A 13,499-nucleotide genomic window follows, 5' to 3' on the forward strand; every position below is an offset into this window, starting at 1 on the left:
CTGGGCCCACTTCCGCTACACGACCCCCGCGGACGCGCCGCCCACCGCGTTCCTCGTCCCCTTCACCCTCCAGGCCGACTGGACCGAGGGGGAGAACGTACGCCTGAAGATCGAGAGCACCGCCGTCGTGGTGCAGCACGGCGACATCGACGCCGGGGACCTCCGCGTCAACGGCCGGGCCCGCGTCCTGACGGCCCCCGGTCCCGTCGACCCGTCCGCCGAGTCCTACGCGCCGACCGACGGGTTCCTCTTCGCGTCCTTCCGGCTGACCACCGCACTCGACGCGCTCACCCTCACCCTCGTGGTGACGCCCCCGGGGGAAGCGGCGCGGACCTACACCCTCACCTCCGGCTCCCGGGACGAGACCGACAACGTGAACCTCACCCTCCCCGTCGCGGCCTGCAGCAGCATCTACGTCGAGAGCCCCGACGGGGGACGGGCCACGCTCAGGTGGTACCCGATCGGCGCGGGCGCCCTCCAGACCGACCCTCCGGAAGGGTGCCAGGGACCATGACGGGGGCCGACGACGACACCCTGCTCGATTACAGCTGGTCCACCAAGCCGACCGTGCCCGTCGTGGACAGCGGCGTCACACTCGTCATCGACGTCACCCGACGGAACGCCGACGACGCCGTCCACGTCGAGTACATCGACATCGACGTGCACCCGGGTGACGGGGCCGACAGCCTGACCACCGTCGAGGGCGCCGACAACGGCGTCATGACCAACGGCGGCGGGCAGGCGTGGCAGCACCAGGTGGGTGCCCAGCCCTATCAGGGGGAGTTCCCGCCACCGGTCCCGGCCTCCGTGTTCCGGGTCCACTACGACCGGGGCCGCAGCGGGAAGTTCCCCAAGAGCATGCAGATCACCGTGGCGGTGGACACCAACCAGGTGCCCGGGCAGGTCACCTGCCGCATCGCCGAGAAGAGCGCGCCGGGGAACTCCCCCCGCGACACCCGGGTCCGCATCCGCACGTTCACCGTCACCAAACACACCGCGGGCTCGGTGTTCGAGAACTTCGGGCCGGTACCGCCCAGGGACACACTGATCGGACGCGGCGACGTACTCCACCTCGGATGGCACGCGAAGTTCCCCGCACACCCGGGCCCCCGGGGCAGCGCTCCGTACGCCACCCTCACGATCGCCTACGAGGACAAGCGGGTGGACGTGACCGGCAAGGCGAACTACTCCGCCGGGGAAACCCTCACCCTGTCCCACGTCACCCCCTTCACCCTCACCGCCGACCTGTACGGGTCCGACCAGCGGCTCGAGGACTCCTACACCCTGGCCACCGTCGTCAGCGTCGCCGCCCCCGACGTCGACGCGGGAGGGCTCACCGTCGCCGGGACCGCCCGCCTGCTGGCCGCTCCCCGTTCCCTGGACGAGGGCATCTACTCCACGTACACGGACGGGCTGCTGCTGTGCACGGTGCGGGGGACGCCGGACTCCTCCCTCGCCGGCCTGGGCATCACCGTCCAGTCCCCGGACGAAACCCACCCCGAGCAGTACCTCATCACCTCGGACACCCCGGGGGATCCTGCGGACCACGGGACCAAGATCCTCGTTCCGGTCCGCCAGGGAAGCGTGGTCATCCTCGCCCAGGACCCGGCCCCCGGGCACGGGCTCGGCCGCGACCCGCTGTACCGAGCCACCTGGCACCCCCTCGGCACCAGTCCCGGCCTGACCTGACACCACCGACGGAAAAGGAGAGCCACCCGATGTCCCAGAACCTCTTCGACGCCGCGTTCACGGTACCCAGGCACTACCCCTACCAGAGCCAGACGACGGTCCCGAACAGCACCTATTTCCTCTACGAAGACCAGTACGTCCGCTTCGAGTGGAGCACGGACGACCGCACTCCCTGGGACGGCGAGGTGAAGGACGGCGGGAGTCTGGAGCGGCTCGTCGGAGGAAAGCTCCTGGCCGGTGAATTCAACCAGGACCTGGACGCCGCCTGCTCGCTCGCCGGCGCCGACGAGGTCTACCTGTTCAAGGGCGGGCAGTGCCTGCGCGTCGCCGTCGACGGATCCACGCCGGACGTGGAGAGCAGGGACATCACCCAGGTCTTCACCCACCTCCCCTTCTCGTCGGTGACCGCCGCGCTCCCGTGGCAGGACCCCGACACGGGCGGTCAGCGCATCTGGTTCTTCTCCGGGAACGCATGCTGCCTGTGGCGCCGGGGCCTGACCTCGCAACCCCCCGTCCAGTACGTCGGCGACTGGGGACTCACCTGGCCGGACGTCGACTACGCCGTCTCCAGGCTCGACACGGACACCGGGGCCCTGCTGGACGTCGGCTACCTGTTCCACGACGACCAGTACGCCAAGTGCGGCCCCAGCACGATGAGCACGGGGTCTGCTGCCTCTGTCGCCGGGAACTGGGCCGGGCTCGTCCCCAGCGGCGACGAGACGTTCAGCGAGCCCGGCGAGCACTTCTGGGTCGTGCCCACGGGAGTCCGGCAGATCACGGCGGCGCTGTGGGGACCCGGCGGCGACGGCGGCGACGGCGGCAAGGGCGGCGACAAGGTGCACCACGGACACAACATGGACAACCGCGCCGACGGTGGGGACGGTGGGGACGGCGGATACGGGGAGTACGTCAACGGCACCCTGCGGGTCACCCAGAACCAGACCCTGACCCTCACCGTCGGGACCCCGCACGACACCGCCACCTCGGTGACGGCCCCCGCGCCTCAGGACTCCTCGCTGGTCGCCGGGGGCGGAGGCAGCGGCGGTGACGGCGGGTACGGCGGGGACTCGGGCAACGGCGGGTACGGCGTCGGCGGCGGTGACGGCGGCGACGCGGGGGAGTACGAGGGCGCGGGCGGCGGATCCGGGCAGGTCCTCTGGGCCCGGTCACGGGCGACCGGAGGAAGCGGCGCCAGCGAGCAGTGGGGTGGCGACGGAGGCTCGGGAGGTTCCGGAGGCGGCGACGCGCCCGGCGGCGAAACCGGAGACGACGGCGGACAAGGAGGAACCGGGGACAGCGACGGAGGGGCCGGAGGCGAATCGGGCGCAAGCGCCTACCTCAACGACGTCGCCGGAGGCGTCGGCGGCAACGGCGGCCGGGGCGGGCCCGGCATCACCGGCGGCGGTGGCGGTGGCGGCGGCGGTGGCGGTGGGGGCGCCGTGTACGACGACCACAACGGCTCCCGTGGGGAAGGCGGCGCGGGAGGCGGCGGAGGCGTCAAGGGCACCGGCGGGTCCACGGGTCCCTACGCCGAGGTCATGGAGCAGTACGTGGTGGGCCCCGGCCAGCCCGGCAACGCGGGAGCCCCCGGCACCGGCGGCGCGGGCGGTTCCGGTGCCGAGGGCATCGGCGACACGGGGGAGTGGGGCGACTCCGGCACCAAGGGGGCCCCCGGCCGGATCGAGATCCAATGGTGAGGAAACCACTGTCGGCCACCTCGTGACCGTCGGGCGAGGGCGTCGAGCCCTGACGCGACCCTGGTCGTCCTCGCCCGGGAGGTCCTGGACGGCCGCCCGGACCGAACTCGTGAATGTCGCCTACGGCCTCTGTCCGTCGTGGCGGGGGCGTGGCCCTGCCGATGACGCTTCGTCAAAGGACTTTGTACGTCAACTCGTACAGCGACAAGGACAGCGCGCCGATCGCCTGCGTTCGTTCTCCAAGGCCTACCTCGGAGGGGATGATCTTGGCTCCTCCGATGAAGCTGACCTGGTCAGTTGCCTCATTCACTTCGTGCAGAACGATGTCGATCGGCGCTTGGTTGACGAACGGAACGAACCGCTCGTCGAATTCGAACACGTCCCCTTTCCGCAGTCGTACCTTTTCGAAGGTGCCGCCGTCACCTCTACTGACGAGGATCTCGTCCGCGCCGTCGGGGTCCTGAATCCTTTTCGCCTCCAGAAACAAAAGCTTGGCGAAAGCTGCATCTGTCATGTTGGTCCTCCTATGTTCCCGTTCTCGCGTTTTGCTCAGTAGTAGTGCATGTATCCAGGTCGCGCACGCCGTGAAGTTCCCTGTAGTGAGTTCTTGCCGTCCTCAGCTGCCCTGCTGAGATGCCCGGCCCGGCCGCGTCGACTCTCGACAACCAACCGACGACGGCCTCCTCCATCCGGGGCTTGCGAGGGCGACCTCGCAGGCCCCGGCTTGTCCGAGCGTGAGCATCGCCTCGGTGACCTCGCCGACCGCCGCATCGGGGATCGCGGTGGCGGCGTCCTTGAGGACGAGCAGCCGTGCCCCGGGGATCTCGTGCGCGATCGCCTCCCCGTTGCCGAGGGGAAAGAACCGGTTGCGGCCGCCGTGGACGACGAGCGTGGGGACCTCGATCTCGGGCAGGCGCTCACGCCAGCGGGGTTCGCAGTCGAGCCGGGAAAACACCATGCCCATCTGGTTGGCCATCTGGACCGGGGGTGCGGTGCCGGGCGTGCGGTCCCAGACGCGTGCAGCGATCGTGCGCGCGGCGACGGGGTCGTCGCCGAGGATTTCCGCGCCGGTGGCGGCGAACTCCGTAACCGCCTGGCGGTCGGTCCAATCGGGCATCGGACGCGCGAACAGCCGGCTCATCGTCGCCTGGTCATGGTCGGGGAGGTCGTCGTCGGGCGGGCCAGGGGCGACCGCGCGGGTGCCGGCCAGGGTGAGCGCCGAGAACGCGCCCGGATGGTCGAGCACGGCCACCTGGGCGACCATCCCGCCGACGCCGATCCCCGCGAGGTGCGCAGGCCCCCCGCCGAGCGCGTCAGCAAGGGCCGCCGCGTCGGCGGCGAGGTGGCGCAGGGTGTAGGCGGGCGCCTCCGGATCCGTCGTCGTCGACTCCCCGCTGTCGCGCAGGTCGTAGCGCACCACACGGCGCCCGCCGGCGGCGAGGCGCTCACACAGCGCGTCGGGCCAGGAGAGCATCGTCGTCCCGCCCGCCAGCAGGACGAGTGGCGCGTCCTCGTCACCGAACGATTCGATGCCCAAGGCGATCTCATTGACCTTGACAGTGGTCATCGGATCACCGGCAGATGTCGTAGGTCAGATGCGTCACGGTCGATGTCGACAGCACGCTCCGCTGCACCAGCGTGTGCGGCGTTTCGCCGGTGAACAGTGGTGTCCCGGCGCCGAGCACGATCGGCGCGAGATGCAGGGTCAGCGCGTCGACCAGCCCGGCGTCGAGCGCCGAGCCGACCGTGGCGCCGCCGCCCATGACGATGACGTCGAGGTCCTTGCCGCTGTCCGACGACGCCGCCTCGGCTCGCTCGCGCGCGGCGGTGACGGCGTCGGGCAGACCGGTGGTGACGAACGTCCAGTCGAGGTCGGTTGTCCGCACCGACTCCGGCGGCGAGCTCGTCACGACGACGAACGCGGGCCTGCCGACCTCGCCGGCGCCGTAGCCGCGCGTGTCGTCCCAGCCTTTCGGCCCGTCGACAACGTCGAAGAGGTGACGGCCGAGGACGACGGCGCCCGAGCGGGCGGTCCCCTCGCGCAGGACTCGGCGGTCGTCGGGGTCGTCGGAGAAGGCCCACGTGTGCAGGGCCTCGCCGCCGGTGCCCAGACCGTTGTCCGGGCTGGGGTCGGGCCCGGTGACGAAGCCGTCGAGAGAGACCGAGATGTCAGCGATGATTCGAGTCATGCCAGGGCAGACCGGATACGCCGCGGAAACTCATCGCTCAGGCACGCGGCGTGTGCCGGATGCGTACTCGATGGCACGACGCGCGAGGCACCATGTCGGACGCACCGCGGACGATCGCCGCCGAGTACCTCAGAGGCACATGTGCGCAGTTCAAAGGGTGTGGCCGCCGACCCGGACCGCTGCCGGGCCGCAGGCCTGGGCGAGGACGGTGGCGGCCGCCTGCGGCGACCCGCGTGAGATCATCCGTCCATGAGCAGCGACCTGGAAGTGAGTGCTCTGGCGATCAATGTCACGATCCCGCAGGCGCTCCGCTGGACGGACACTCGACGAGGCGAAGAGTTCATGCTGACCACACTCAACGTCCGGCTTCTCCCGGACGGTCACCTCGCCGTAAAGGCCTATGGCAGGCCAGTCGGTGGCGGTCGGGGCGCATACGTCTCATTCCCCGTCCCCGACAAACCCGCACTGGTGGCCCTGGTCGCCGAAGCCGCCGGCCGCGCCGGGGAGTTGTGGACCGCCCATCGTGGTCTCGGTTGAGCCCAGTCCGACTCCATGACGGACGGCGGCAGTCCCGGATTCGCCCCTCGTGGCGCGACGGGGAGGGAAGACCCTTCTACGAGTCGACGTCCCGAGCACCGGCACGTACGACCTGGACGTCTTCTACGGCAACCAGTCCGGCGCCCCCGCCACGCGGCCCTGGACGGGTCTGCCCGAAGGCAACGCGGTCTGCGTCGGTGCGTCGTTGCATATTTCCCCAAGGTTTCTCCAAGACGGCTCGCTGATGGTGGAACCACAGCAACCGGACCAACCGGAAGGGAACCTGTCATGGGCAAGGTTCGCATCGCGATCTCGCTCCTCGCCATCTCGACCGCCGCGCTGACCGCCACCGCCACGGGGGCCGTCGCGGACGGCAACGCCGGCACCAGCCGTGCCGCCGCGCAGCCGTGCTCCGTGTCCGGCGCGTTCTGCGCGACCGGCGACGGCGCGCCCCCCATCGTCCTGCGCTGCGGCATGTCCGCGAGCGTGCCCTGGTACGGGGCTGGTTACTGGAACAACCGCCTCCCCAACAACGGCAGGGTGAAGATGTTCAACGAGGACAACTGGGTGATCTACACGACGCCGGCCAACTACGGTCCCGTCCTGGGCAACTGGGACCCCGTCTGGAGCCTCCGCGCCGACTGCTGAGTGATGGTGTGGGATGCCGCCGCATCCCACACCTCCGGCTCATCTCCCCGCAGGCCACGCCTTCATCCGACGGCCGGCCGGTCCCCCCGGCCGACCGTCGGCAGGCGCAGCCCGTCGTCCCTGCCTTGTGGCACCGCGACGAGGTCGTCATGGTCTACGACCGGTTCCGGGGGCACTGGGAACTACCTGGTGGCCTGCTCGAGCCGGGGGAGAGCCCTCGCCAGGCTGCCGTTCGTGAACTTGCCGAGGAGAGCGGGCAGATGCCCGACGCCCCCTTGTGCTTCGTCGGCTATGCCGGATTCCTGCTGAGCCCCGGCGGCGCGCCGAATACGGTGCCCTGTTCACCGGCCGCGCCGTGCGGCGCCGCGCTTTCGAGGCCGATCGCGAGATCGAGGCGATGCGCTGGTGGGATCTGAGCGCACCCCTGCCTGGTCGTGTATCCGGCATCGACGCCTACCTCGCCCGGCTCACTCTTCCCGCCGGTTCGCACTGAGCCTGCTGTGCCGCCCGGCGACGAAACGTCGACTCGTGGGGCGCTACTGGAGTGGGATGTCGATCCCGTATTCGTCGACGGGCCGGGGGCCGTGAATGCGTCTGTCGGTTTCGGTGATGGCGATGTCGTTGATGCTCGCCTCGCGGCGCCGCATGAGGCCGCGTTCGTCGAACTCCCACAGTTCGTTGCCGTAACTGCGCCACCACTGGCCCTGCGTGTCGTGCCACTCGTACTGGAAGCGGACGGCGATCCGGTTGTCGTGGAACGCCCAGAGGCTCTTGCGCAGCGCGTAGTCCAGTTCGCGCTGCCACTTCTGTGTCAGGAAGGCGACGATCTCCTCGCGGCCGCTGATGAAGGTGTCCCGGTTCCGCCAGGTCGAGTCCGCCGTGTAGGCCAGTGCCACCTTGTGGGGATCGCGGGTGTTCCACGCGTCCTCGGCGGCCTGGACCTTGTGCAGGGCGGTCTCCCGGGTGAACGGGGGATGGGGCGGGCGGTCTTGCGGCACTGCGGCCTCCTCACGTCGAGAACGTTCGTTCTCCATCGCTGCGGACTAAGGTAGGGAACGATCGTTCTCAACGTCAAGGAGATCCGATGCCGGCCCCGATCACCGAGGAACAGAACCGCCTGGACCGTGAGGCGCTGCTCGACACGGCGGAGAGGCTGTTCTACGAGCGAGGCATCCAGGCGGTCGGCATGGACGAGGTGCGCGCGGTGTCCGGTCTGCCGCTGAAGCGGATCTACGGGTTCTTCGCGGCGAAGGAGGACCTCGTCGTGGCGATGCTCAGGCGTCGCGACCGACGGTGGAGAGGAGACCTGGCCGCCCACGTGGAACAGGTCCCGGATTCCGGCGAGCGCGTACTCGCGGTGTTCGACTGGCTTGCCGAGTGGTTCGCACAGCCCGGTTTCCGCGGCTGCGCCTGGGTCAACGCCCACGGCGAACTCGGCTCCTCGTCCGAAGCGGTGCTGGCCGAAGTCCGGTCACACAAGCGGGCATTCCACGACCAGATCGCGAAGTGGGTCCACGCCACCGGGGTGCCGGTGGCCGAACCGGTCTTCCTCCTCGCCGAAGGAGCCATCGTGACGGCCGGCATCAGTGGCGACCCGGCCCCGGCTCGTCATGCTCGCGCAGCCGTCGCGACGTTGCTGGGGGCAGCATCTTGATCTTTCGGCCACGGCCCTTCGCTCTGTCATGGTGCTGAGTGCTGGAAGAGTGTGGTGTGCCCCGTCGTTGCCTCCAGTATGAAGATCGGTGAAGCTTCCAGGGTCAGCGGCGTGAGTGCGAGATCGTTGCGGCACTACGAGGACGAGGGCTTGATCTCCCCTGGTCGTCGCAGCAATGGGTTCCGCGACTACTGCCCGTCCACGATCGACCGGGTGTTCGTCGTCCGCTCCCTGCTGGAGTCGGGGCTGCCCGTGCGGTTGGTCAGGCACGTTCTGTCCCGCCCCGCTGGCGGACCCGATGGCGGCGCGGATGCGGTGTGCGAGGAGTTCTTGGGCGAGGTGCAGAGGTACCGCGATCGGCTCGCCGCACGCATCGCCGTCCTCAGCGATCAGCAGGCGGCACTCGACGCCTACCTGCTGGAGGCCCGGACCACCGCTCCATGAGAGTCGCTTGACCTTGACACAAGTGTCAGACTCCTACGTTCGGCGCATGGAGATCAACGAGCAGGAGCAGACCGCCGAGCAGACGGTACGCGCGCTGGTCCAGCGGTCGCACCGGGGACCGAAGGATCTGACGCTGACGACCGAACACCGCCGCCCCGTCCCGGGACCCGGCGAGTACCTGGTCCGCGTCGGCGCCGCCGGCGTCAACTTCGCAGACGTCATGCAGACCCATGGCACCTACGGAGGAGGCCCGCAGGCGCCCTACGTGGCGGGCTTCGAAGCCGCGGGCGAGATCGTGGGTGTCGGCCCGGACGTCGAAAGTCCGCTCCGGCTCGGCACCCACGTCGTCGGAGCCGGCCCGGGCGCCTTCGCGCAGTACATGACGATGCCGGCCGTGGGCGTGCTTCCCGTGCCTTCTGGTTGGAGCGACGCCGAAGCCCTCGGCCTGGTGCTGAACTGGGCGACCGCGCTCGCGGCACTGAAGCCGTTGGGCGAGATCAAGGCGGGTGAGGTGGTGCTCGTCCATGCCGCGGCCGGAGGCGTCGGACAGCCCGCGGTCCGTCTCGCCCGCCACTACGGGGCGCGTGTGATCGCCACGGCGTCACCGGCCAAGCACGACACGGTCAAAGCACTCGGCGCCGACGAGGTCCTGGACAGCCGACGCCCCGACCTGGCCGCCGAGGTCACCCGCCTGACGGGCGGCGTCGACCTGGTCCTGGAGTCAGTGGGTAAGGCCACGTTCGAGGTCAGCCTGTCGGTCACGAAACCCTTCACCGGACGCGTCGTCGTGTTCGGCGCCGCTTCCGGCGACGCCGGCCTGAGCACGCACGACCTGGTCTTCACCCACCAGGTCCAGGTCAAGGGCCTGCACATCGGCAGGCTGGCGACCGCGGCCCCGTCCCTGTACGAGTCGTTGCTCGTCGAGATCGAGGCCCTCATCGCCCAGGGCGTCTACCCGCCCGGCACTCCCCGGGTTCATCCCCTGGCCGAGGGCCCAGCGGTGCTGCGGCAGCTCGAAGCGGGCCTGACCCACGGCAAGCACGCCCTCGACCCCTGGCGCTAGGAACGGCTGTGACACACCGCGACGAGGCCCCGCCGGCCTCGGCCGGGCGGCTCTGCCTCGTGGGTGTTTGAGCTGCGCCACCCTTTGTCAACTAGGGTTGACGCACCCCATCTCGTCAACCTATGTTGACGGGATGGGGAATCACGTGCTGCTTACCTGCGGGATGGCCGCTGGGCCACTTTTCACCGTCGCGTACCTGTTGGCAGGCGCCGGCCGGGTGGGCTACAGACCGTTCCGCCACCCCGTCAGCTCGCTCGCCCTCGGCCGTACCGGGTGGGCGCAGACCGCCAACTTCCTCTTCGCGGGCTTGCTGTCACTGACATTCGCCGTAGGCCTGTGGCGTGTCGGGCCTTCCCTGGTGGGCGCCCTGCTGATCGGCGCATGGGCGGTCGGCCTGCTGGGCGCAGGCGCCTTCCGGACGGACCCGGTGAGCGGTTACCCTCCCGGCACCCCCGATCAGCTCCAGCGTCACACCCGCGCCGGGGCGCTGCATGACCTGTTCTCTCTCATCGGATTCCTCGCCCTTACTGTGGCCTGCTTCGTATTCGCCCTGTCCGACTCGACCGGGTGGACTGTCTACTCGATCGCCAGCGGTGTGCTCTTCGCGACGACGATGGCGCTGGCCAGTGCCGCGTTCGACCAGCATCGACGGTGGGCCGACCGCGGCGGACTGCTCCAGCGCATCTCGCTGACCATCGGCTGGACCTGGCAGACGCTGCTCGCCGTGCGCATCCTGTACACCTGACGGTTGGCCCGCAACGCCTGCTCGCGGGTGACACGACCCAGCGACATCCGGTGCCGGCGGACGCGCTCATGCTGCGGCATTCCCGTGCGGGCCGGACGCGAAGGCCAGGATGTGAGGAACTGCCTCACGCAGACTGACGAAGTGGCGGTGCACGCCCTCCACCGCGACGGCGGCGTTCACCCCCCACACCGTCATCCCGGCGCGCAGCCCGGACCGCACTCCGGAGGGAGCGTCCTCGATGACCAGGCACGCTCCCGGCTCGACTCCGAGCTGCTCAGCGGCCAGCAGATACGGGACGGGAGAAGGCTTGCCGTCCTCAGCCACCTGGGCGAACGTCTCCATCGGCCGCGTCCGCAGAGCCACCTGGTAGACCTCGTCCGCATCCAGCCCGTATCGCTCGGCCCAGGTTGCCCAGACCTGGCGCTGATTGCTCACCGCGTCCATCAACGTGCCGTCGACGTCGAACAGGACGTACTTCATGCGGCCCGGCCGCCTGGGTTCACTGGTCACCCGTCGATGATGTCAGGCGGCCAACAGGCGCCTGCGGGACAGCTTTCAGGTAACTGGCATCTGGCGCGTGGCCGGGCTTTTCCGCCGGACCCATGAGCGGCTTCGGCCAGGACGGTGTCAACCGGGAGTTCTTCCCCTCGGGCGACCTCTCGGCACTGCTCGTGGTGAACTTCGGACGGCCCGAGCGCTCGGGGGGCGGCCGCGCCTTCGCCCACGTCAGGAGGTTGGGCGACGGCCGGACGGGGCCTCGGGACGCACTGTCTCGCGGTACCAGCGGCCCCACTTGTCCAACTCCTCGGTGATGGAGTCCAGGCTGTGCCCGACCTCGGTGAGTGAGTATTCGACCCGCGGCGGCACCTCGCGGTACACGGTCCGCGTCACCAGGCCGTCGGCTTCCAGTTCCCGTAACTGGCGGGTCAGCATGCGCTGAGTGATGCCCGGCAGCGCGCGCCTGAGTGCGCCGAATCGATGGGTCCCCGCGACCAGCTGCTTGAGAATGGCCAGCTTCCAACGCCCCCCGAGCATCTCCATGGCGAACTCGATCGCGCAGTGATCCGGGGCTTCTTCGACGTCGGAACGCACGACTGACCTCCATTGGTATACAGCGTGGCACTAGGGGACACCAAAGACCGTACTTGTGGCCCGCGTTGGTACGTCCTGACACTGAGGCTATGTCGAACAAGGAGGTATCCGCACCGGTGCGAGCAATCGAGGAGACGGAGCACAGGGAGCCTCCGGCCGCCCCGCCGAGGCGGCGGTGGCTGGTGCTGGCCGTGGTGTCGGGCAGCCTGCTGCTGTGCGGTATCGACCTCACCGTGCTGCACGTCGCCGTACCCAGCATGAGCCGGGAGCTCGAGCCCTCTCCCGCCGGGCTGCTGTGGGTCGTCGACGTCTACTCGCTCACGCTCGCGGCCCTGCTCGTGACCTGCGGCACTCTCGGCGATCGGATCGGCCGGCGCCGCATGGTGCTCAGCGGCTTTGTCACCTTCGGCCTCGCCTCTGCAGCAGCCGCCTTCTCGACGTCGACGGCGCAACTGATCGCCGCGCGCGCCGCACTCGGAGTCGGCGCGGCGATGATCATGGCATCCACGGTGGCGATCATCAGGGTCGTCTTCACCGACGACCGCGAACGGGCCGTCGCCATCGGCATCTGGACAGCCGCCCACAGCGTCGGCGCCACGATCGGTCCGCTGGTCGGCGGTCTGGTCACCGCGAAGTGGGGCTGGGGCGCGGTCTTCCTGATCAACGTGCCCATCATCGTCGTCGTCCTGGCTGTCGGCGCCCGGGTCATCCCCGAGTCCCAAAACCCCGTGCCCCGCCGCTGGGACCTGGCCAGTGTGGCGCTGTCCGTCACCGGCCTGGCCGGCGTGGTCTACGCGCTCAAGCAGGCCGGCGAGCACGCCGGAGTGAACGGCGTCATCGCCATCACGGCCGTCCTGGGAAGCGCCCTGCTCTACGTCTTCGTGCGCCGTCAGCGGCGCATCGCCGAGCCGCTGCTGGACTTCTCCCTCTTCCGCGAACGCCGCTTCACCACCGCCACCTTCTGCGTCATCTGCTGCTTCGGCTCTTACGTCGCCCTACTGTTCTTCCTCACCCAATGGCTCCAGCAGGTGGGCGAGTACTCGCCGCTGCGCGCCGGACTCGCACTGATGCCACTGGCCGGCGCCAACGCCATCGGCGCTGTCACGGCGCCCTGGACCGCGAACCGGTGGGGCAACCGGTGGTCGCTCACCGGGGCGCTCGCCCTCTTCGCCACCGCGCTCGCCGCCATGGCCACCGTCGGCGACACCGCCCACTACGGGGTGCTGCTCGTGCCGTTGCTGGGCGCGGGATACGGCGCCGGCATCGTGATGACCCTGGGCGCCGACTCCATCATGAGCGCCGCGCGGCCGGAACGCTCCGGGGAGGCGGCCGCCATCCAGGAGACGTCCTTCGAACTCGGCGCGGGCCTCGGCGTCGCCGTCCTCGGCACCGTCCTGACCGCCATGTACCGAACCGGCCTGCCCCACATACCGGGGCTCGGCCCGGACGAGCGGGCGACTGCTGAGGAATCGTTCGCCCACGCCCAGGACGTCATGGCCGACCTTCCGCCCGAAACCGCCCAGACACTGCTGCGCGCGGCACAACAGGCCTACGACCACGGCTTCACCATCGTGCTGACCCTCGCCGCCATCGGCCTGTTCGTCACCGCCGCCATGGCGGCCATCCTGCTGCGCCCGACATCCACGCCGGGCTGCGTTCGACGTTGATGGTGAGGTTGAGGTGCTGAGAGGAAATGACAACTGCGCCAACAGGGCCTCCTGGTACTGCCCGGTTCGGTTCG

General features: G+C 69.7%; 17 protein-coding genes. 11 read left to right on the forward strand and 6 right to left on the reverse strand.

Features of this window, described 5'->3' with window-relative positions; genetic code table 11:
• The 3 genes from ALMP_RS25275 to ALMP_RS25285 all read left to right on the forward strand — a co-directional run.
• On the forward strand, positions 1-514 hold a 514-nt coding region (locus ALMP_RS25275; RefSeq protein WP_264932106.1), incomplete at its 5' end, for a hypothetical protein.
• On the forward strand, positions 511-1,689 hold the full coding sequence (locus ALMP_RS25280) for a hypothetical protein (RefSeq protein WP_264932108.1): 1,179 nt from the start codon (positions 511-513) through the stop codon (positions 1,687-1,689). The genes ALMP_RS25275 and ALMP_RS25280, both read left to right, overlap by 4 nt.
• 29 nt (positions 1,690-1,718) lie before the next feature.
• Positions 1,719-3,386 (forward strand): hypothetical protein, encoded by a 1,668-nt coding sequence (locus ALMP_RS25285; RefSeq protein WP_264932110.1) that lies wholly within the window; start codon positions 1,719-1,721, stop codon positions 3,384-3,386.
• 172 nt (positions 3,387-3,558) lie between these two features.
• Here the strand turns inward: ALMP_RS25285 and ALMP_RS25290 are convergent, their stop codons facing one another.
• From ALMP_RS25290 to ALMP_RS25300, 3 genes are all read right to left on the reverse strand, one after another.
• Positions 3,559-3,900 carry a hypothetical protein gene (locus ALMP_RS25290; protein ID WP_264932112.1) on the reverse strand — a complete coding sequence of 114 codons (342 nt, stop codon included), beginning with the start codon at positions 3,898-3,900 and terminating at the stop codon, positions 3,559-3,561.
• A gap of 102 nt (positions 3,901-4,002) precedes the next feature.
• On the reverse strand, positions 4,003-4,953 hold the full coding sequence (locus ALMP_RS25295; RefSeq protein WP_264932113.1) for an alpha/beta fold hydrolase: 951 nt from the start codon (positions 4,951-4,953) through the stop codon (positions 4,003-4,005).
• 4 nt (positions 4,954-4,957) lie between these two features.
• Positions 4,958-5,575 carry a dihydrofolate reductase family protein gene (locus tag ALMP_RS25300; protein ID WP_264932115.1) on the reverse strand — a complete coding sequence of 206 codons (618 nt, stop codon included), beginning with the start codon at positions 5,573-5,575 and terminating at the stop codon, positions 4,958-4,960.
• 249 nt (positions 5,576-5,824) lie between these two features.
• Between ALMP_RS25300 and ALMP_RS25305 the strand changes: the two genes are divergently transcribed.
• From ALMP_RS25305 to ALMP_RS44440, 3 genes are all read left to right on the forward strand, one after another.
• Positions 5,825-6,112: a hypothetical protein gene (locus tag ALMP_RS25305; protein ID WP_264932117.1), complete on the forward strand. Its 288-nt coding sequence runs from the start codon at positions 5,825-5,827 to the stop codon at positions 6,110-6,112.
• 288 nt (positions 6,113-6,400) lie between these two features.
• Complete coding sequence (locus tag ALMP_RS25310; protein ID WP_264932118.1) at positions 6,401-6,760, forward strand: hypothetical protein; 360 nt, start codon at positions 6,401-6,403, stop codon at positions 6,758-6,760.
• A gap of 149 nt (positions 6,761-6,909) precedes the next feature.
• Entirely contained in the window at positions 6,910-7,176 is a 267-nt protein-coding gene (locus tag ALMP_RS44440) for an NUDIX hydrolase (RefSeq protein WP_375803532.1), read from the forward strand.
• Between the two features lie 120 nt (positions 7,177-7,296).
• Here ALMP_RS44440 and ALMP_RS25315 read toward each other — a convergent pair whose 3' ends face one another.
• Positions 7,297-7,758, reverse strand: a complete 462-nt coding sequence (locus ALMP_RS25315; RefSeq protein ID WP_264932119.1) for a nuclear transport factor 2 family protein — start codon at positions 7,756-7,758, stop codon at positions 7,297-7,299.
• An 86-nt stretch (positions 7,759-7,844) separates the two neighbouring features.
• On the opposite strand from ALMP_RS25315, the gene ALMP_RS25320 reads away from it, so the two are divergent.
• The 4 genes from ALMP_RS25320 (at position 7,845) to ALMP_RS25335 (ending at position 10,666) form a co-directional block, all read left to right on the forward strand.
• Positions 7,845-8,414: a TetR/AcrR family transcriptional regulator gene (locus ALMP_RS25320; RefSeq protein WP_264932120.1), complete on the forward strand. Its 570-nt coding sequence runs from the start codon at positions 7,845-7,847 to the stop codon at positions 8,412-8,414.
• A gap of 78 nt (positions 8,415-8,492) precedes the next feature.
• A complete protein-coding gene (locus ALMP_RS25325; RefSeq protein ID WP_264932121.1) occupies positions 8,493-8,858 on the forward strand; it encodes a MerR family transcriptional regulator in 366 nt (121 codons plus the stop codon).
• Between the two features lie 46 nt (positions 8,859-8,904).
• A complete protein-coding gene (locus tag ALMP_RS25330; RefSeq protein ID WP_264932122.1) occupies positions 8,905-9,921 on the forward strand; it encodes an NADPH:quinone oxidoreductase family protein in 1,017 nt (338 codons plus the stop codon).
• Between the two features lie 133 nt (positions 9,922-10,054).
• Positions 10,055-10,666, forward strand: coding sequence for a DUF998 domain-containing protein (locus ALMP_RS25335; protein ID WP_264932124.1), 612 nt, complete (start codon positions 10,055-10,057; stop codon positions 10,664-10,666).
• Between the two features lie 66 nt (positions 10,667-10,732).
• Here ALMP_RS25335 and ALMP_RS25340 read toward each other — a convergent pair whose 3' ends face one another.
• Both ALMP_RS25340 and ALMP_RS25345 read right to left on the reverse strand, forming a co-directional pair.
• Entirely contained in the window at positions 10,733-11,176 is a 444-nt protein-coding gene (locus tag ALMP_RS25340) for an HAD family hydrolase (protein ID WP_375803533.1), read from the reverse strand.
• Between the two features lie 216 nt (positions 11,177-11,392).
• Positions 11,393-11,758: a helix-turn-helix domain-containing protein gene (locus tag ALMP_RS25345; protein ID WP_264932126.1), complete on the reverse strand. Its 366-nt coding sequence runs from the start codon at positions 11,756-11,758 to the stop codon at positions 11,393-11,395.
• Between the two features lie 116 nt (positions 11,759-11,874).
• On the opposite strand from ALMP_RS25345, the gene ALMP_RS25350 reads away from it, so the two are divergent.
• Positions 11,875-13,425 carry an MFS transporter gene (locus ALMP_RS25350; RefSeq protein WP_264932128.1) on the forward strand — a complete coding sequence of 517 codons (1,551 nt, stop codon included), beginning with the start codon at positions 11,875-11,877 and terminating at the stop codon, positions 13,423-13,425.
• Positions 13,426-13,499: the final 74 nt, after the last annotated feature.

The organism is Streptomyces sp. A012304 (assembly GCF_026008495.1).
In the GTDB taxonomy this organism is placed as follows: Bacteria; Actinomycetota; Actinomycetes; order Streptomycetales; family Streptomycetaceae; genus Streptomyces.

Excerpts from the sequence above, each read along its gene's own strand:
- ALMP_RS25290 (WP_264932112.1), bottom strand. The coding sequence starts at position 3,900 with ATGACAGATGCAGCTTTCGCCAAGCTTTTGTTTCTGGAGGCGAAAAGG.
- ALMP_RS25335 (WP_264932124.1), top strand. The coding sequence starts at position 10,055 with ATGGGGAATCACGTGCTGCTTACCTGCGGGATGGCCGCTGGGCCACTT.
- ALMP_RS25305 (WP_264932117.1), top strand. The coding sequence starts at position 5,825 with ATGAGCAGCGACCTGGAAGTGAGTGCTCTGGCGATCAATGTCACGATC.
- ALMP_RS25285 (WP_264932110.1), top strand. The coding sequence starts at position 1,719 with ATGTCCCAGAACCTCTTCGACGCCGCGTTCACGGTACCCAGGCACTAC.
- ALMP_RS25325 (WP_264932121.1), top strand. The coding sequence starts at position 8,493 with ATGAAGATCGGTGAAGCTTCCAGGGTCAGCGGCGTGAGTGCGAGATCG.
- ALMP_RS25300 (WP_264932115.1), bottom strand. The coding sequence starts at position 5,575 with ATGACTCGAATCATCGCTGACATCTCGGTCTCTCTCGACGGCTTCGTC.
- ALMP_RS25310 (WP_264932118.1), top strand. The coding sequence starts at position 6,401 with ATGGGCAAGGTTCGCATCGCGATCTCGCTCCTCGCCATCTCGACCGCC.
- ALMP_RS25320 (WP_264932120.1), top strand. The coding sequence starts at position 7,845 with ATGCCGGCCCCGATCACCGAGGAACAGAACCGCCTGGACCGTGAGGCG.
- ALMP_RS25295 (WP_264932113.1), bottom strand. The coding sequence starts at position 4,953 with ATGACCACTGTCAAGGTCAATGAGATCGCCTTGGGCATCGAATCGTTC.
- ALMP_RS25280 (WP_264932108.1), top strand. The coding sequence starts at position 511 with ATGACGGGGGCCGACGACGACACCCTGCTCGATTACAGCTGGTCCACC.
- ALMP_RS44440 (WP_375803532.1), top strand. The coding sequence starts at position 6,910 with ATGGTCTACGACCGGTTCCGGGGGCACTGGGAACTACCTGGTGGCCTG.
- ALMP_RS25330 (WP_264932122.1), top strand. The coding sequence starts at position 8,905 with ATGGAGATCAACGAGCAGGAGCAGACCGCCGAGCAGACGGTACGCGCG.